Here is a 17,745-nt window from a genome sequence, read left to right as displayed (position 1 = left end):
GTGGCCGACGGCCCGCAGTGAGCCTCCCACGCCGGAAAACCTCCCCCCGACACATTCCGTTCAGCAACTGTTCATAGATCCACGCCAGTTCGCAGTCGGTTTTCAGCCACGCCCGACTGGGGCTGGTGAGCCGCGAGATCGCCGCCGGGGTCGCGATCGAGCCCTTTCACTTCCTCTCCGCAGCCGGGCCCATGCCCTTCACGAGTTCGTCACACAGCCACTGAACCAAGGTCAGGGGGTGCGCGGACGGGATGGTTCAACCGTCACCTGACACCGCATCGCTTCGGCCTGAAAACGGCTCAAAGACCAACGCGGATTAGCGGATGCTACTTTCCGGAAGCACGTGATCACATGTAGCGTTCGTCTGGACCGGAGCCGTGGCGCCCATCACGTCATGGCTGAGTACGGGCATGACGCGAGCGCCCCACCTCGGCGCTGGACCGCGTCGCGACCGCCCCGCAGCCGGTCCGCACACCGAACGTCGAGCACCGCCATGTCTGTCCGTACACGCCTGCTTTGCAAGAGGAATGGGCCGAGACCATGTTCATGAACTCCTCGACGACCCTTACGTTGCAACCGGAGGCCGGGGTCGGCCAGCCGGCGGACGCCGGGCCGGGCGAAGGGCCACCTCTGGCAGTCGACCGACTTCCGGACGGCAAGTGGCAACTCACCCTGCACGACCTCGAACCGGTATCGTTCCGCCGGCTCCCCTCGGACGAGGTCCACATCATCCTGGCGCCACCAGGCGGTGAAGCCGCTCCCGCACCCGCCCGGGGCCCCATGCGGCCCGTCGCGGCCCAGGACGCGATCCAGATCGACACGGCGGCCAGAACGATATCCGTCGACGGACGCCAAATCTGCCTGCCCCGGCTGGAATTCGATCTGCTCGCCCATCTCGTCCTGCATCCACAGCGCGCCTTCACCCGCGAGCAGCTGATGAGCGCCGTCTGGCCCACCTGCCACTCCAGCGCCCGCACCGTCGACGTGCACATCGCCCGGCTGCGACGGCGCCTGGGCCCGCGCGCACGCGACTCCATCAGCACCGTCTTCGGCATCGGGTACAAGTACCTGCCGCACCCGTAAGGCCAGGGACCACATCCCCCTTTCGCCTTTGAGCCGCAACTCGCTCCCCCCGTAAGGCCATGGGCCGGCCTCCCCCGCTCCCATAAGGCCACAAACGCAACGCCCACCCCCCTCCCGCCGGCCGTCCCCGGCGGGAGGAGGCCAGATGGCAGCGGTCACGTCGCCTGCGCCTGGCGGGTCACGACACCGCCGTCATCGCGCAGGATCCGGCACACGGATGGTCACAGCCGCTTCCCCACGCGGCACTCCACGCCCGGCCCGCGCCCGCCGACTCACCAGGCCGGCGCGACCGCGTCGCAGCCGGGTCCCGCGGCACCTCCCCAGTGGCCGCTGATCGCGTAACGAAGCCCCTCAGAAGGCGCCGACGCCGGTCGCCGAAGCACGTGGCGGATTTCACATGGTGGCTTTTTACCTTGCCTTGAAGTAATTCATACGGCACCTTTACTCCTGGTGTGCCGGGAAGTCTGGTCGGCAGCTCGGCCCCGACGCGGTCGAGCTTTTTTCCTGTCTGTCGACCGAAGTGGGGGCCGATGCTCCAGCGCATCGCAAAAGAAGTCCTGTCCGGCCTGACCGTCGCCATCGTGGCATTGCCGCTGGCCATAGCCTTCGGCATCACCGCCACCGGCACCTCCGAGGGCGCGCTCATCGGACTGTACGGCGCGATCTTCGCCGGACTCTTCGCGGCGGTGTTCGGCGGTACGCCCGGCCAAGTGACCGGCCCCACAGGCCCCATCACCGTCGTGTCCACCGGAGTGATCGCCGCACACGGGCTGGAGGGCGCGTTCCTCGCGTTCATCATGGCCGGCGCGTTCCAGGTCCTGTTCGGACTCTGCAAGCTCGGCTCGCTCGTCCGCTACATACCCCACCCCGTGGTGTCGGGCTTCATGGGCGGGATCGCGCTCATCATCTTCCTGGGCGAGCTGGACCAGGTGCAGAGCAGTTTCCTGGTGGTGGCGGCCACGGTCGTGCTCATGCTCGTGTCCACCCGAGTGATCAAGTCGATACCGGCGAGCCTGATCGCGCTCGTGATCATGACGGTGCTCCTGCGGTTCGCGGACCCGCTGCTGCAGAACGTGAGCGTCGGACCGGTCTCGCTCAACTCGGCGATCGACTACATAGGCCAGATCCCGGAGTCGATACCCTCGATCACCATCCCCGATTTCAGCGGGTCGCTGGTCCTCACCCTCCTCCTGCCCGCGCTCAGCATCGCGCTGCTCGGCTCCATCGACTCCCTGCTGACCTCGGTCGTCATGGACAACATCACCGGCACCCGGCACAAGAGCAACAAGGAGCTGATCGGCCAGGGCATCGGCAACGCCGCCAGCGGACTGTTCGGCGGCCTGGCCAGTGCCGGCGCGACCGTCAGGTCCGTGGTCAACATCAAAAGCGGCGGCCGCACCGCGGTGTCGGCGGCCACGCACAGCGTCATCCTGCTCACTCTCGTGGTCGGCCTCGGCGGCGTCGTGCAGTACATCCCCCTCGCCGTCCTTTCGGGGATCCTGATCCTGACCGCGATCGGCATGTTCGACTGGGAGAGCCTGCGCAAGGCGCATGTCACCCCGCGAGGCGACGTCGCCGTGATGTTCGTGACGATGATCGTCACCGTCGTCCTCGACCTGACCGTGGCGGTCGCCGTCGGCGTCGTCCTGGCGCTCATCGTGCACGTCGTACAGTCGCGCCAGCACAAAGCCTCGATCGTCCAGGACGAGACCGACACCTATCGCATCGAGGGACCGCTGTCGTTCCTGTCCGTCGACCGTGTCTTCACCACACTGCGCGACGACCAGTCGAACCTGTCACTGAGCCTGAAGGACGTGACCTACATGGACATGTCCGGGGCGAAGGCGTTGCTGACCTTCATCGACCACTCCCACAAGTCCGGCGTCGAGCTCGACATCAGAGACCTGCCACCGCATGTCGAGAACAGGCTGACCGCACTCGCGGACGAGGAACAACGAGGCAAGCTCAAGGCCGTCGTCGAAGACGAGGAACAACGAGGCGAGCTCAAGGGGATCGTCGAAAGCGCCTAGGGCAGGTCCGAACCGGCTGGTATTGACGGCGTAAGACCCGCTGAGGCGCTGCCTCAGCGGGCGGCCTGAGCCAGGAGCCCCTCCCTTCGAGGAGGGAAGCAGTCATTGGAGGGCGTGGACCGCCGCCCCGAAGACCGATGGCATCCTGGCCGCCGCCGGAACGATCAGTCGGGCGCCGGCCGCACTGCCGCCCACCCGCAGCAGCCCCGCCGTCAGCAGCCGGTGTCTGCGGGTCGCCCGTCGCCACTCCCCCTCGTACGCACGCGGCCGGCCCGCCTTCAGGCAGCGGACGGCCGCTCCCGCCGAGGCCAGCGCGAGGGCGATGCCTTCGCCGGTGAGCGCGTCGACATAGCCCGCCGCGTCGCCCACCAGCAGCACCCGGCCCGCGGTACGGCGGGCGACCCGCTGCCGGAGGGGACCGGCGCCGCGTACCGGACCGGCCGGCGGGCCGTCCAGCAAGGGGGCCAGCCGGGGGAAACCGGCCAAGTGGGCGTCAAAGCCTCGCCGATGGCTGCTGAGCACGGCCACGCCCACCAGCTCCGCGCCGACCGGCGTCACATACACCTCACCGAGGCCGGAGCCGGCCCCGGAGCCGTACCAGGATCTGAAGCGGTACCCGGCCCCCGAGCCGGACCGGGCTCCGCGCCCGGGGCCGGACCCGGCCCGCGTCCCCTCCCCCGGCCAGTGCACTTCGACACAGTCGGTCCACGGCCGCACGCGGTAGTGCCGCCGCAGCCCGTAGCGCCGGGGACGGCGGACGGGCAGGTCCAGGCCGAGGGCGTGCCGGATGGGCGAGTGCAGGCCGTCCGCCGCGATCAGCCAGCGCGCCCGCAGGCCCGCGGCGGTCACCGAGTCGTCGCTCTGCCGTACCTCGCCGACCTTGCCGGTCAGGACTTCGACGCCGAGTTCGGCGGCCCGCCGGGAGAGTGCGGTGTGCAGGGCGGTGCGGCGCATGCCGAGGCCCGACACTGCCCGGAAGGACGCCTCGGCGTGCCGGTGCCCGTCGACGTAGCGGATGCCACGCAGCGGATACCCGCCGGTGAGATCGACACCGAGCGCGGTCAGGGCGCACACGCCGCCCGGCATGATGCCCTCGCCGCACGCCTTGTCCACCGGAGCGGCGCGCGGTTCGATGACCACCGCTTCCATACCGGCGAGCGCCGCGTGGATGGCGGCGCCCAGCCCGGCCGGGCCGCCGCCGACCACCAGCAGGTCGATCACCCTCCCAGGCCCAGGGAGTTGGGCAGGGGATCGCGGCCGCCCTGGGCGCGTCCCGGGGCAAGCGCCTGATTCTCGCAGCGGATCCGTACGGTGAGCACCGCCGCATTGAGGACGCCGAAGAGCAGCGCCGTCAGCCAGGCACCGTGGACGAGGGGCAGGGCGAGCCCTTCCGCCACCACGGCCACATAGTTGGGGTGGTTCATCCAGCGGTACGGACCTGCGCTCACCAGGGGAAGTCCGGGTACGACGAGGACCCGGGTGTTCCAGCGGGGTCCGAGCGTATGGACGCACCACCAGCGCAGCGCCTGTGCCGCCGCCACGACCCCGGTCATCGTCCACCCCAGAAGAGCGTCGAACGGCCGCTCTGCCGCCCAGACCTCCACCAGGCAGCCGACGAGCCATCCGGTGTGCAGGGCCACCATGACCGGATAGTGCCGGCGTCCCCTCTCGACGGCACCACGGGCCAGGCTCCAGCGGGCGTTGCGGCGTGCGACGAGGAGCTCGGCGAGGCGCTCGGCGCCGACGGCCAGGACGAGCACGGCGTACCAGATCATGACGCCCCGTCCGTGCTCATCCCGTCAATGCTCATCCCGTCCGTGCTCCCGTCCGTGCTCATCGTCGTGCTCCCGGGGCCATGCCTTCCTGTTTCCATTTCCCTCTCTCCCGGTGTCTCCCGGTGTCTCAGGGGTTCCTCTCTCCCGGCGTCTCGCGGTGCCTCTCTCCCGGCTTCTCACAGTGCCCCTCTCCGTCCCTACCAGCGCAGCAGGACCAACTCGGAGCAGAACCCCGGTCCCATGGCGAGCAGCAGTCCCGGAGTGCCGGCGGGTGGGCGGCGTTCGGTCAGGGTGTCGCGCAGGACATGCAGGACCGACGCCGACGAGAGGTTGCCCACCCGCGCCAGCGAACGCCACGTGAGGTCGAGCGCGCCGTCCGGCAGATCGAGGGATTCCGCCACCGCTTCCAGCACCTTCGGGCCGCCGGGATGGCACACCCAGGCCGTGATGTCCGCGCGGCGCAGTCCGTGCTCGGTGAGGAACGCGTCGACGTCACCGGCGAGGTTCTTGCGCAGGAGGTCGGAGACGCCGGCGTCCAGCACGACGCGGAAGCCGGAGGCGGTGATGTCCCAGCCCAGTACCCGCTCGGTGCCCGGATAGAGGTGGCTGCGGGTGGCGACCACATACGGCCCGGCGGGCGCCGCCGGCGCCCTCTCCTCCGCCGTCGCTCGCTCCCCAGCCGTATGACGGGCACCGCACGCGACCACGGCGGCGGCCCCGTCCCCGAACAGCGCGGTGGCGATGAGATTGGCCGTTGACGCGTCGTCACGCTGGAAGGTCAGCGAGCACAGCTCCACCGACAGCAGGACGGCCACATCGTCGGGACGGCCCAGCAGGTAGTCGTGCAGCCGGGCGAGGCCCGCGGCGCCGGCCACACACCCCAGGCCGAAGACGGGCAGGCGTTTGACGTCCGGACGCATCCCGAGCCGCCCGACGAGCCGGGCGTCGATGGACGGCGTGGCGAGGCCCGTCACCGAGGTGAACATCAGCAGGTCGACATCGCGCGGGGAGAGCCCGGCCGCGTCCAGGGCCGCGCCGACGACCTCGGTGCCGAGCCGCACCGCCTCGGCGATGAAGGCGTCGTTGACCGCGCCGAAGTCGTGCAGTGCGGCATAGCGGTCGAGCGGCAAGGCGGTGTGACGGGACGTCACCTCCGCCCGGTCGTGCAGTCGGTCGAGGAGCCCGCGGTCGGTCCCGCCGGGCAGACAGGTCCGGGCGACCATGTCCGTGATCTCTCGTTGGGCGTGCCGGTGCGGGGCGAGGACGCCATGGACGGCGGCGATGCGGGTCATCTGGGTCCGTGGTCGGGGACGGGGGGACCCTGCAGGGATGCCCGCGGGCGCTGCGGCGCGACACCGAGGCGCCGACGAATCGCCCGTCCGGCGGCAGGCCGGGTGCGGGGCCGACGGCCGAGCGCGCGCCTAGCATGATCGTGTGGAGGCCAAGGAACGGCGGGATGCGGACGCTACGGAACGGCAGCCGAATGCGGGCTCCACGGAACGGCGGGCGGATGTGGCCTCCACGGGACTGCCGCACGTGGACGCTACGGAACGCCAGCCGGATGCGGGCGCTACGGAACAGCAGGCGGAGGTGGCCTCCACGGGACTGCCGTGCGTAGGCGCGATGGAACAGCCGGGCACCGCCGGGCGGGCACCCCGTGTGCCGTCGCTCCGCGCGGTGGGCCCGTTGCTGAGGGCGTGCCACCCGGGGCCGACCGTGGTGGTGAGTCTCCTGGTGGGCGGTCTGGCGGTGGCCGCCGGGCAGAGCGGGGCGAGGTCGCTGCTGGCGGTCACCGCGGTGCTCGCGGGGCAACTGTCGATCGGCTGGAGCAATGACGCGATCGACGCGGCGCGCGATGCCGCCGTCGGACGGCGTACCAAGGTGGTGGTGGCCGGTGCGGTGTCCGCGGGGTCGGTACGCGCCGCGGCCATCGTCTGCCTGACGCTCTGTCTGCCGCTGTCGTTCGCCTACGGGTGGCTCGCGGGCGCGGTCCATCTCCTGGGCGTCGCCGCGGGCTGGGCGTACAACCTGGGTCTGAAGGCCACCGTGCTGTCCTGGCTGCCCTACGCCGTGGGGTTCGCGTCGCTCCCGGCCTTTGTCGCGCTGGGGCTTCCGGGGCAGCCGTGGCCGGGCTCGTGGATCGTGGCCGCCGCCGCGCTGCTGGGGGTCGGCGCGCACTTGGCCAATGTGCTGCCGGACATCGCCGCGGACTTGGCCACGGGGGTGCACGGCTGGCCGCAGCGGCTGGGCGCGCTCCGGTCGGGCCTGCTGCTGCCGGTGCCGCTTGTGGCGGCCACGGTGCTGCTGGCGTTCGGTCGGCCCGGTCCGGTCGGCACCGCCGGAGCACTTGCCGTCGTGGCGTCGGTGGCCGTGGCGATCGGTGGGGCGATGCTGGGCCGCGCCATGCCGAGGGCGCCGTTCGGCGGGGCGGTCGTCGTCGCGGGGGTGGATGTGGCGATGTTGCTGGGTGGCGGCGTGGTTGTGGGGTGAGGGGTGGGCGTGGACGCCGGGCAGGGCGTGGTGGCCTCCCGGGGAATGGATACTGCGGGCGTCGGCACCACGATCAGCGGCCGCCATCGACGGCGACGGCCGCAGAAAGCGGCGTCCGACGGGTGGCCAGTTCCGCGATCACATGGTTGCCTCTAGCGGTGAATTCGGCGTATGGGCGCCGGGGCCGGCTGTTGAACGCGTCGGTGAGGAGCGGAATGCGACCGTCAGGCGCCCGTTGACCTGCAACCGGTCAACCGGTGGCGGTCGTTCCGCCAACCGGCCGCCGGCCTGCGGACCCGCTCGGTGCGGCATCCGGCCGAAGGCCGCCCGGGAGCACTGATGTCGCCCTCAACTGACCCCGTGTCATTTTGTTCCCGCACGTGATCATCCCGTCGAGATCACGCCAATTTTGGCGCACGGAACGTGATCCGGGTCTCGGTCGGATTGCCTTTCGTTGACATCGGCTTGAGCGGCCTTTTACGTTCGTGGCGTGCGGCATCACCGCAGGTCACGGCCGCACTCCCCACACTCTTCAGGAGGTCCCACATGGAGCAGCTCATCAAGAAGATGGCCCAGGACAACGTCTGGCAGAGCTGGCTGGCCGCCAACTCGGCGCAGCAGGCGGCGAAGGACGGCTGCATCAGCGCCGCGCCGAAGTCCGGATGCATCAGCGTGGCCAAGAAGACGGGCTGCATCTCCTGACTGTCGCCCGCTGACCGGCCGATGGCCGGCCGGTGAACATACGGGAGCGGCCCGACGGCGTGTTGCCGCCGTCGGGCCGCTTCCGGCACAGCGCACCCTGAACGCACCCGGACCCTGAACGCGCCCGGTTTCCAACACATATGAGGGATTGATGGACGGTCAGCCGACCGCCGAGGTCATCGAGCAGATCCGCGACATTCCGATCTACCGTGAGTCGCTGGAGCGCGGGCACTTCCCGATCCTCGACAAGCCGGAGATCGCCCGGGGCTTTCCCGACAACTGGATGACGCCGAAGCTCGCGGCCGCGCTGGATTCCGGCGAGGCCGAGTTCGTGCTGTCCACGGGCACCAACCACGCCCGTATGCAGATCATCCGGCCCCCGTATTTCCTGCTGAATTCCTACTACCAGTTGTGGCGCGAACACCCCGATATCGCCGACACGTGGGAAGCCGGCTGCCGACGCGTTTCACTGACCACTGTGCTGGCGACGGAACATGTGGCCCGGGTGAATGCCAAGAAGCGCGGTGCGGAAGCGGATGCGGTTCCGACGCTGGACGACCGGTGGCTGGATGCACGTACCTGCTACGTCAATCTGCGGCTCGATCCCGCGCTCTGGGAGCGCGATGAGGTGGCGCGGATGCTCAAGGAGATCCGGACGGCCGCGCAGGCGCATCCGCGCGGCTGGTACCACCTCGACTGTTCCGGATATCACCTGGCGCATCTGCTGCGGAAGGTGGGTGAGTACGGCTTGTGGGACGACTTCACGCCGCCCGCCAGCATCATCCACGCCTACGAATACACTCCGGTGAACGTCCGGCGTTACCTGGAACAGCATTTCGCGTGCCCGATCATCGACCTGTTCGGCAGTACCGAGCTCGGCTATCTGTTCTTCAGTGACCGGCGGGGCCGATACCGTCCGCATCTCGACAAAATGAGCGTGGAGCTTCTCCCGGTCACCCCGGAAAGCACGATCTACCACCTCATCGTCACCAGCGTGCGCAATCCGTACATGCCGCTGATCCGGTATCGCTCGGGGGACTGTGTACGCACGCTGGACGGCACGCCCGACCCCGAGAAGATCGCCCAATTCTGCGGCCGGGAAAAGGAGTTGCTCGACTCGCCGCAGGGGCCGGTCGCACAGGGCGACCTGGACCGTTGCGTCGGCGAGGCGTCCTCCCGCGTCTTTGTGCATCAGTTGCAGCTGCTGGGCGACGCCGAAGCCCGGCTGGCCTATACGACGTTCAACGGTGCGCCCGTCGATCCGGGCGAGGCCGCCGCGCTGGAACACGGCATCGAGGAACTGACCGGACGGCGCTGCCGGCTGGATCACCGTACGCATATCCCCATCGGCAAGTCGGGGAAATACGCCTGGCTCACCAAGGACGCCTGAACCCCACCCGGACTTCCCCGGACAGGAGAAGCATGACCAGTCAGCCGCGGATATCCGCCGACGACCTCAAAGCGCTGCTCGGAGCCGCGCTGCACGCCGAGGTGGTGGAGCACTTCGCCGAAAAGACCGATGCGCCAAGGGAGTTCGTGGAGCGCCAGGTCACCGAGTGCCTACGCTATCTCTATCTGGTCTCCCGGCACCGCGACCGGCTCAGCGGACTCTTCCTGCCGGTCGAGCAGGACATCGACGAAATATGGCACTACCTCATCCTGCAGACCCGCGAATACCGCACCCTGTGCGAGGAACGGCTGCCGGGCGGATTCTTCATCGAGCACCGCAGCATCGCCTACGAGGCCTACCAGCAGGAGCCCGGCCGTGAGCAGGCTCTCGAAGAGGCCCTGCGCTGGATACCGTTGTACTGCCAGGAATTCGGTCCCTTTGACGAGGGCGCGCTGCCGCACTGGACGATCGTCCGATTCCTGCATGCGCAGATGGGCCTGTCGCTCACGGATATCGCGGCGCTCGAACCGATGGCGGCCTGACGACCACGACCACGACCACAGACCCGCAGCATCAACTGCAGGACCGCAGCATCAACGCCTCTGACCGACCTGGGAAGGAATCATGAGGGCTCAGAACGGTGCCCCGCCTCCGCCTGAAGCCGCCGCGCAGCGGAGGATTCTGGCCGTGCTGGTGTTTTCCCAGGTTCTCAGCGGCGCGGGCCTGGCGGCCGGAATCACCGTCGGTGCACTGCTCGCCGAGAAGATGCTCGGCTCGACCGGTCTGGCCGGTGTGCCCAGCACCCTGTTCACCGCCGGGTCCGCCCTAGGCGCCGTCGCCATCGGCCGTGTCTGCCAGCGCTGGGGCCGGCGGCCCGGACTCGCGCTCGGCTACGGCGGCGGGGCGCTCGGCAGCCTCGGCGTCGTCGTGGCGGCGACCATCGGCAGCGTCCCCTTGCTGTTCCTTGCCCTGCTCGTCTACGGGGCGGGCACCTCGACCAACCTGATGGCGCGCTACGCGGGAGCGGATATGGCCCCGCCCGCGCGCCGCGGCCGCGCGGTGAGCACGGTGCTGTTCGCCACCACGCTCGGCGCGGTCGTCGGCCCCAACCTGGTGACCGCCACCGGAGACGTGGCCCACGCATGGGGCATTCCCCGCCTCGCCGGGCCGTTCCTGCTGGCCACCGTCGCCTTCGGGGCGGCCGCGATCGTCCTGGCCTGTCTGCTGCGTCCCGATCCGCTGCGGCTGGCCCGTGCGCTGGCGCAGGGCGCGCCGGCAGCGAGCGCCGAGGACGGCACGGCGGAGCCGGCCGACCGGCCGCACCGCCACGGTCTGGCCATCGGCACCACGGTCATGATCCTCACCCAGCTCGTCATGATCGCGATCATGACGATGACGCCGGTGCACATGACGGCGCACGGGCACTCCACGCAAGCGGCCGGGCTCGTCATCGCCCTGCACGTCGGCGCGATGTTCCTGCCCTCCCCGCTCACCGGTCTGCTCGTCGACCGGGTCGGCCGGCAGTGGGTCGCCGCCGCGTCCGCGCTGACCCTGCTCGCCGCCGGCGTCCTCGCCGCCCTGGCACCGCCGCACTCCGTGCCGGTCCTCGCCACGGCGCTGGTACTGCTGGGCCTCGGCTGGAACTTCGGGCTGATCAGCGGCACCGCCATGGTCACCGACGCGCTGCCGCCCGCCCGCCGGGCCGCGACACAGGGGCTGGTGGACGTCGGCATCGCGATTTCCGGTGCCGTCGGCGGGATGTCGTCGGGCCTGATCGTGATGGTGGGCGGCTACCCGGTACTGGCGCTCGCGGGCGGGATTCTCGCGCTGGCGCTGGTACCCGTACTCGCGCTGACGGCCCGCCCCGCGCGCAACACGCTCGCACCGGCAAACGCAACCGAGCGCGCCGGGCGCGCGGAACAGGGACACACACGATGACGGCCAACTGTCGGTGCACGTCAAGCCAGGTATCTCAAAACATGACGTCATTTTCCGTTATCACGTCAGAAACCTGGATGCTGCACTGTTAGAGAACCTTTAGTCTTATCAAGAGATTGCCTTGGCATGGCGGACGATCCGCCTAGCCTGGCGAGTAATCCACCGTGATGAGCCGGCCTCCGTTGGGCACCACCGGGCCGGACGTCACCTCAGCACGTCACGTCGGGGGGCGATGATGCGGAAGATGAACGGCAGGCGGGCCGTACCGGCCACACGCCTGCGCCGCGTCCCGCTCATCGCGCTCACCGTGTTCCTGGCGTTTCTGCTCGGCGGCGCGGCGACGACGCCCGATGCGCTGCCGGCCGCCGCCCTCAAGACCTCGGGTGGCCCTCCGCCCGTCAGCGCGTTCCATGACGCCGACGAAGAGGACCACAAAAAGAGCAACGAAAAGCGTGAAGGCAAGCGCGGTCAGCTACGCCGCGCTGCACGGAGCACGCTCGGCGCGCCGCAGCTCATCGGCAGGCGACTGCCCCCGGAGCGGGACGATCTCCCGCCGGGTTCTGCTCCCCCCTCGCCCGGCCCCGCCGCGGCCGCATCGAGACCACTCCAACTCCCCCTACTGCACTGCGTCTTCCGCTGCTGAGCGCGGCCATGGGTGGCCTGCCCCACCCGGCGCGGGGACCTGTCGCCTATCGCTGCCCCGAGGCCGCCCGCACCGCACTTTGCACGTTCCCGCCATCCCCGAGATGGCACCACATACCAACAGGAGACCTCCGCATGGAGACCTTCATCCAGCATGCCCGGAGCCTGACGGCCCGTATCGCCGACCGACACGAGGAACGGGAGACCTATGGTCGGCTCGCCGCCGGACAGTCACCCCTCGCCCTGTTCATCACCTGCTCCGACTCCCGGGTCATCCCGTCCCTGATCACCGGCGCGCGTCCCGGTGAACTCTTCGAGCTGCGGACGGCCGGCAACGCTGTACCCGAATACCAGGAAGGAATGGCGGCCAGCTCGGAGGCCGCCACCATCGAATACGCCATGCGCGTCCTCCACGTCGCCGACATCGTGGTGTGCGGTCACTCACACTGTGGCGCGGTCGGCGCGAAGATCCGCGGCGAGGACCTGACCGGCGTCCCGGCCGTACGGGACTGGCTCACACAGCAGCTGTCCGACGCGCTGCCGAAGGACGAGGAGCCGGCGGTCGCCGCCGCGGTCCAGCAGCATGTACGCGAACAACTGGACCGGCTGCGCCGCTACCCCTGTGTGCAAGAACGGCTGGCCGCCGGCGAAGTGAATCTGCACGGCTGGTTCTACGAGGTGCACACCGGCCTGGTGGCTTCGCATCATCCCGACTCCGACCTGTTCCTCCCTCTGTAAGGCCGGCGCGCACATCATGAACAAAATCCCTCATTTCCGGGCGGACTTCACCGCCTCCCTCGTTGTCTTTCTCGTGGCCGTCCCGCTGTGCGTCGGGGTGGCCGTCGCCTCCGGTGTACCGGCCGAGCTCGGTCTCGTCACCGGTATCGTCGGCGGACTGCTCACCGGTCTGCTGCCGGGCAGCAGCCTGCAGGTCAGCGGCCCGGCCGCCGGTCTGACCGTGCTCGTCTTCGAGGCCGTGAAGGAATACGGCATCGGTACGCTCGGCGCACTGGTGCTGGCCGCCGGAGTGCTCCAACTCGCCATGGGCGCCCTGAAGTTGGGGCGCTGGTTCCGGGCGATTTCGGTCGCCGTCGTGCAGGGCATGCTGGCCGGCATCGGTCTGGTGCTGATCACCGGGCAGCTCTACGCCCTCACGGACGCCAAGGCGCCCGGCAGCGGACTCGCCAACATCGGTTCGCTGCCGGACCTGGTCGCCGACACGATCGGCTCCGGCCACGCACTGTCCGCGCTCGCCATCGGAGTCGGCACCATCGCCGTCCTGATGCTGTGGCCCCGATGGAAGCGCGGTGCGGCGGTCCTGCCCGCGCCCCTGGCCGCCGTCGCGCTGGCCACGATCGCGGCGTGGGTGCTGAACCTGCCCGTCGCACACGTCAAGGTCAACGGTCTGCTCGAAGCGATCCAGCCGCCCGGCCTCGCCGACCTCAGCCGGCTGGCCGGCGTCGGCGCCATCGGCACGGTCCTCGCCTTCGCGCTGATCGCCTCGGCCGAATCCCTGTTCAGCGCCGCCGCGGTCGACCGGCTGCACGACGGACCGCGCACCGACTACGACAAGGAGCTCATGGCACAGGGCGCCGGCAACGCCGTCTGCGGCGTCCTCGGGGCCCTGCCGATGACCGCGGTCATCGTCCGCAGCTCCGCCAACGTCCACGCGGGCGCCAAGACCAAGCTCTCCCGTGTGCTGCACGGTGGCTGGATCCTGCTGTTCGCGGCCGCTTTCCCCGCCGCGCTGGGCGTGGTGCCGATCGCGGCGCTGGCCGGCGTCCTGGTCTACTCGGGCTGGAAGCTCATCCCGCTGCGCGATCTGCGTCCCCTGTGGCGCGAACACCGGGGCGAGGCCGTCGTCCTGATGGTCACCGCCATCTCCATCGTGACGATCAGCATGTTCGAGGGGGTTCTCATCGGTCTCCTGGTGGCCGTCGGGAAAACCGCCTGGGAAACCTCGCACGTCCACCTCGAAGTCCGGACACCGGACGACGCGGAGGAGCCGGTACAGGTACGTGCCGTCGGCAATGCCACATTCCTGCGGCTGCCGAAGATCCTCGACCAGCTGGAGGCACTGCCCACCGACCGGGACATCGAACTCGACATCAGCGGTCTGCGGCATCTCGACCACGCCTGCGCCTCCGCGCTCACGAACTGGGCCGAGCAGCACCGGCGCAGCAGCCGGGTGGCGGAGCTGGTGTCCTGACGCCTGATCCGCCCGCTTGACGGACGAGTCCTATGTCCCCTGCCAGGAGGGGCATAGGACTCGTTCGTTCACAGCGGTTGGTCCGGGCCGACGGGTCCCGTTCGGGGTGGGCCGTGTGTTCCTGAGCCGACGGGGGGGCAGGAACACACGGCCCGGCCCGTCCCGTAGGCGCGTTCGACCTACGCTTACCGCTCATGGACTGGACTACGCCCGTGAGCACGCTGATCGGCGCAATGGTGGGAGTCGGCTCGACACTGCTGAGTGAGACCGTTCGCTCAAAACGTGATCGAGGACACCAGCTGCACCAACTCAGGCGGCAGCTGTACGCCCGCTACCTCGAAGCTCTCACCGGCACAGACAGCGAGTTGCAGTTGCTGGCCGTCCGTCATCGGACCCCAGTCGACGAAGCCGACCTTCGGGCCGCCTGGCGCAGTCATTCCCTGCTTGCTCTGAATTATGAGATCGCGCTCGTTGCTCCCACACCAGTTGCTTCCGCTGCCGACACGGCCTACGGCGCGCTACGGGCGATGCGGAACGTCATAGGCACGACTGAGGTCACCGTCAGCAACCTCGGCAGGCCGGAGGACAACAACCCTGGATCTGCCGAGTGGCAAGGTGCCCACCGCGTGTATATCCACGCGCTAGCCGCTCTGCGCTCGACCATGCGTGCCGACATAGGGAACGGTCAAGGTTAGTGCGGTTCCCGAGGTGGGCGACGTGGCTCACTCCGACACGGCGCAGATCACGGAATGATGGCGCCGCCAAGGTTGTTGAGCAGGGTAGTCGGGGCGGCTACGGGCGGTGGACGCCGCCGGCGGACCGTGACCGACAGGACGCGAGACTTCTCTACGAGAGGACGGGCAGCATGCCCCTTCAGGGTGAGTACGAGCCGAGCCCGACACAGTGGGTGCGCGAACAGGTCGAGTTGTACGAGCGCTCCGGGGGCACGGAGGGAACGACGATGCGCGGCATGCCCGTCATCATCCTCACCACCCGGGGCGCGAAGAGCGGCAAGATCCGCAAGACTCCGCTGATGCGGGTGGAGCACGACGGCCTGTATGCCGCGGTCGCCTCCTTGGGCGGCGCTCCCAAGCACCCGGTCTGGTACCACAACGTCGTGGCCGACCCTCGGGTCGAGCTTCAGGACGGCCCCGTGCGCCAGGACATGAGGGCGCGCGAGGTCACGGGTGAGGAGAAGGCGGTGTGGTGGGCCCGCGCGGTCGAGGCGTACCCCGACTACGCCGACTACCAGAAGAAGACGGGCCGTCAGATCCCGGTGTTCGTGCTGGAGCCGGCGGCCACAGAGCCCCCGGAGCGCGACACGGAGCACTGAGCCGCGCCACGGAGCACTGAGCGCGCGGCGGGGCGGGACGCCAGCGGGCGGGACGGGAGGCTCCGCGCCCCGCCCCGCCCGCTCAGAGGGTGACCAGGGTGACCTCGGTGGCCTTGACACTGGTCCAGACGGGCGCGCCGTCGGCAAGGCCGAGTTCCAGGGCCGCCTGCGGGGTGATCTCGGCAACGAGGTCGGGGGCCTCGTACGACGTGATGAGGACGCGTAGCCGGCTGCCGGCCGAGGTGATTTCCCGGACGGTTCCGGGCCAGACGTTGCGGGGGCTGCCGGCGGGTTTGTCGATATGGACGGACACCGCCTCGGGGGCGATGACGGCCAGGGCCCGGTCGCCGTCGGGGAGGGCATCGGCGACGACGAGACGGCCGCCACCGGTGAGCGCGAGTCCGTCGCCGGTGGCGGTGCCGGGCCAGGCGTTACGGCCGAGCATCCGGGCGACCCAGGGGGAACGGGGATGGCGGGTGACGTCGGCGGGCGGGCCGTCCTGGAGGGTGCGTCCCTCGTCGAGTACGAGGACCCGGTCGGCGAGCGAGAGTGCTTCGACCGGGTCATGGGTGACGATCAGGCAGACACCGCCGAAGCCGGCGAGATGGCGGCGCAGGGTGTGGCGGACGTGGGCGCGGGTGGTCTGGTCCAGGGCGGCGAGCGGCTCGTCGAGCAGGAGCAGCCGCGGGCGGGCCGCCAACGCCCTTGCCAGCGCGACGCGTTGTGCCTGGCCACCGGAGAGCTGGGCGGGTTTGCGGTGCGCGAGGTGGCCGACGCCGAGCCGGTCGAGCCACTGCCGCGCCGTGCGGCGGGCCTCGGCACGCGGGACGCCGTGTGCGCGTAGCCCGTATGCGGTGTTGGCGAGCGCGGACAGATGCGGGAAGAGCGCGCCGTCCTGCGGGACCCAGGCGACGCCGCGGCGGTGCGGGGGCCGGGTGGTGACGTCGGTGTCCCCGAGGTGCAGGGTGGCGTGGGCGCGCGGGGTGAGGCCGAGGAGGGCGCGCAGCAGAGTGGTCTTCCCGGCGCCGTTGGGGCCGACGACGGCGATGGTGGTGCCCGGATCGGCGTCGAGGGTGAGCCGGTTGAAGCCGGTGACCTCGGCGTGCAGCGGCCAGCGCCCTTCGGGGGCGGAGGGCTGCACGTCGTGGTGAGGAGCCTTCGTGCCCGGTGGCGTCGACAGGCTCTGGTCGTCGGACAGGTACGGGGCGCGGGCTGTGCGGCCGGTGCGGCCGGTGGGGCCGCCCGTCCAGCGGCCGCGCAGGGCCACCAGTACGGCCATGGCGATGGCGAGCAGCAGCAGGGACACGGAGGTGGCGGCCTCCGGGGAGTCCTGGAGCAGCAGATAGACCTGGAGCGGCAGGGTCTGGGTGGCGCCGGGCAGATTGCCGGCGAAGGTGATCGTGGCGCCGAACTCGCCGAGTGCACGGGCCCAGGTCAGCGCGGCGCCGGCGGCGAGGCCGGGGGCGACCATGGGGAGGGTGACGGTGCGGAAGACGCGGAGGGGTGAGGCCCCGAGGGAGGCTGCGGTCTCCTCGTAGCTCGGGCGCAGTCCGGCGAGGGCGCCTTCCAGGCTGATGACGAGGAACGGCATCGCGACGAAGGTGGCCGCGACGACCGCGCCCGAGGTGTGGAACGGCAGCGTGAGGCCGAAGGCGTCCTCCAGCCAGGGGCCGAGGAGACCGCGGCGGCCGAACCCGAGGAGCAGCGCGACACCGCCGACGGTCGGCGGCAGCACCATCGGCAGCAGCACCAGCGAGCGGACCAGCGCCTTGCCGGGGAAGGAGCCCCGGGCCAGCAGCCAGGCCAGTGGTACGCCGAGGAGGAGCGAGAGCCCCAGTGCCCAGAAGGACACCAGCAGCGAGAGGTTGAGTGCTTCCCTGACGCCGGGGCTGCTCAAGTGGATGCCGAGGTCCCGCCAGTCGGTGCGGGCCAGGATGCCGGTCAGCGGCATCAGCAGGAACCCGATCGCGACGAGCGCGGGCACGGCCAGGGCGACCGGCGTACGGGTGCCGGACGCGGGGCGCGTTCCCGCCGCGGTCCGGGCGAGGATGCGGGGACGTCTCATCGGGGTCCCTGGGATCGGGTCGGGCGGTCGGGTTGCGTATCCGGGTCCGCGTCATGCGCGTCCGCGTATCTGGGTCCGCGTATCTCTG

Annotated in this window: 16 protein-coding genes; 12 read left to right on the top strand and 4 right to left on the bottom strand. The window is 70.1% G+C overall.

The annotated features are described in order from the left end of the window. Nucleotides 1-540 precede the first annotated feature (540 nt). Both K9S39_RS38305 and K9S39_RS38300 read left to right on the top strand, forming a co-directional pair. Nucleotides 541-1,083 (top strand): winged helix-turn-helix domain-containing protein, encoded by a 543-nt coding sequence (locus K9S39_RS38305; protein ID WP_319949613.1) that lies wholly within the window; start codon nucleotides 541-543, stop codon nucleotides 1,081-1,083. Between the two features lie 530 nt (nucleotides 1,084-1,613). Beyond that, on the top strand, nucleotides 1,614-3,113 hold the full coding sequence (locus K9S39_RS38300; protein ID WP_248867894.1) for a SulP family inorganic anion transporter: 1,500 nt from the start codon (nucleotides 1,614-1,616) through the stop codon (nucleotides 3,111-3,113). A gap of 102 nt (nucleotides 3,114-3,215) precedes the next feature. Here the strand turns inward: K9S39_RS38300 and K9S39_RS38295 are convergent, their stop codons facing one another. The 3 genes from K9S39_RS38295 to K9S39_RS38285 form a co-directional block, all read right to left on the bottom strand. Further along, the gene (locus K9S39_RS38295) at nucleotides 3,216-4,334 is read right to left on the bottom strand and encodes an NAD(P)/FAD-dependent oxidoreductase (RefSeq protein WP_248867893.1); all 1,119 of its coding nucleotides are present in this window, start codon (nucleotides 4,332-4,334) and stop codon (nucleotides 3,216-3,218) included. Beyond that, nucleotides 4,331-4,888, bottom strand: coding sequence for an isoprenylcysteine carboxyl methyltransferase family protein (locus tag K9S39_RS38290; RefSeq protein WP_248867892.1), 558 nt, complete (start codon nucleotides 4,886-4,888; stop codon nucleotides 4,331-4,333). Before K9S39_RS38290 ends, K9S39_RS38295 begins: the two co-directional genes overlap by 4 nt. A gap of 197 nt (nucleotides 4,889-5,085) precedes the next feature. Next, nucleotides 5,086-6,180, bottom strand: a complete 1,095-nt coding sequence (locus K9S39_RS38285) for a type III polyketide synthase (RefSeq protein ID WP_248867891.1) — start codon at nucleotides 6,178-6,180, stop codon at nucleotides 5,086-5,088. A 142-nt stretch (nucleotides 6,181-6,322) separates the two neighbouring features. Between K9S39_RS38285 and K9S39_RS38280 the strand changes: the two genes are divergently transcribed. The 10 genes from K9S39_RS38280 to K9S39_RS38235 all read left to right on the top strand — a co-directional run bounded on the left by K9S39_RS38280 (nucleotide 6,323) and on the right by K9S39_RS38235 (nucleotide 15,592). Next, a complete protein-coding gene (locus K9S39_RS38280; RefSeq protein ID WP_248867890.1) occupies nucleotides 6,323-7,378 on the top strand; it encodes a UbiA family prenyltransferase in 1,056 nt (351 codons plus the stop codon). A gap of 546 nt (nucleotides 7,379-7,924) precedes the next feature. Continuing rightward, nucleotides 7,925-8,080, top strand: a complete 156-nt coding sequence (locus K9S39_RS38275) for a hypothetical protein (RefSeq protein ID WP_248867889.1) — start codon at nucleotides 7,925-7,927, stop codon at nucleotides 8,078-8,080. Between the two features lie 151 nt (nucleotides 8,081-8,231). Beyond that, nucleotides 8,232-9,470 carry a phenylacetate--CoA ligase family protein gene (locus K9S39_RS38270; RefSeq protein ID WP_248867888.1) on the top strand — a complete coding sequence of 413 codons (1,239 nt, stop codon included), beginning with the start codon at nucleotides 8,232-8,234 and terminating at the stop codon, nucleotides 9,468-9,470. Between the two features lie 32 nt (nucleotides 9,471-9,502). Further along, nucleotides 9,503-10,012: a glycine-rich domain-containing protein gene (locus tag K9S39_RS38265; protein ID WP_248867887.1), complete on the top strand. Its 510-nt coding sequence runs from the start codon at nucleotides 9,503-9,505 to the stop codon at nucleotides 10,010-10,012. A gap of 82 nt (nucleotides 10,013-10,094) precedes the next feature. Beyond that, nucleotides 10,095-11,408, top strand: coding sequence for an MFS transporter (locus tag K9S39_RS38260; RefSeq protein WP_248867886.1), 1,314 nt, complete (start codon nucleotides 10,095-10,097; stop codon nucleotides 11,406-11,408). Nucleotides 11,409-11,652: 244 nt separating this feature from the next. Beyond that, nucleotides 11,653-12,051, top strand: coding sequence for a hypothetical protein (locus K9S39_RS38255; RefSeq protein ID WP_248867885.1), 399 nt, complete (start codon nucleotides 11,653-11,655; stop codon nucleotides 12,049-12,051). Between the two features lie 134 nt (nucleotides 12,052-12,185). Beyond that, the gene (locus tag K9S39_RS38250) at nucleotides 12,186-12,788 is read left to right on the top strand and encodes a carbonic anhydrase (RefSeq protein ID WP_248867884.1); all 603 of its coding nucleotides are present in this window, start codon (nucleotides 12,186-12,188) and stop codon (nucleotides 12,786-12,788) included. A gap of 16 nt (nucleotides 12,789-12,804) precedes the next feature. Continuing rightward, nucleotides 12,805-14,259 carry a SulP family inorganic anion transporter gene (locus K9S39_RS38245; protein WP_248867883.1) on the top strand — a complete coding sequence of 485 codons (1,455 nt, stop codon included), beginning with the start codon at nucleotides 12,805-12,807 and terminating at the stop codon, nucleotides 14,257-14,259. A 212-nt stretch (nucleotides 14,260-14,471) separates the two neighbouring features. Next, nucleotides 14,472-14,954, top strand: coding sequence for a hypothetical protein (locus K9S39_RS38240; protein WP_248867882.1), 483 nt, complete (start codon nucleotides 14,472-14,474; stop codon nucleotides 14,952-14,954). A 170-nt stretch (nucleotides 14,955-15,124) separates the two neighbouring features. Beyond that, nucleotides 15,125-15,592, top strand: coding sequence for a nitroreductase family deazaflavin-dependent oxidoreductase (locus K9S39_RS38235; protein ID WP_248867881.1), 468 nt, complete (start codon nucleotides 15,125-15,127; stop codon nucleotides 15,590-15,592). An 82-nt stretch (nucleotides 15,593-15,674) separates the two neighbouring features. Here K9S39_RS38235 and K9S39_RS38230 read toward each other — a convergent pair whose 3' ends face one another. Further along, nucleotides 15,675-17,657 (bottom strand): ABC transporter permease, encoded by a 1,983-nt coding sequence (locus K9S39_RS38230; protein ID WP_248867880.1) that lies wholly within the window; start codon nucleotides 17,655-17,657, stop codon nucleotides 15,675-15,677. Between the last annotated feature and the right edge of the window lie 88 nt (nucleotides 17,658-17,745).

The sequence above is a fragment of the Streptomyces halobius genome (genome assembly GCF_023277745.1).
Taxonomy (GTDB): domain Bacteria; phylum Actinomycetota; class Actinomycetes; order Streptomycetales; family Streptomycetaceae; genus Streptomyces; species Streptomyces halobius.
Note: the sequence above shows the minus strand (reverse complement) of the source record. Positions and strands in the feature narration are given on the sequence as shown.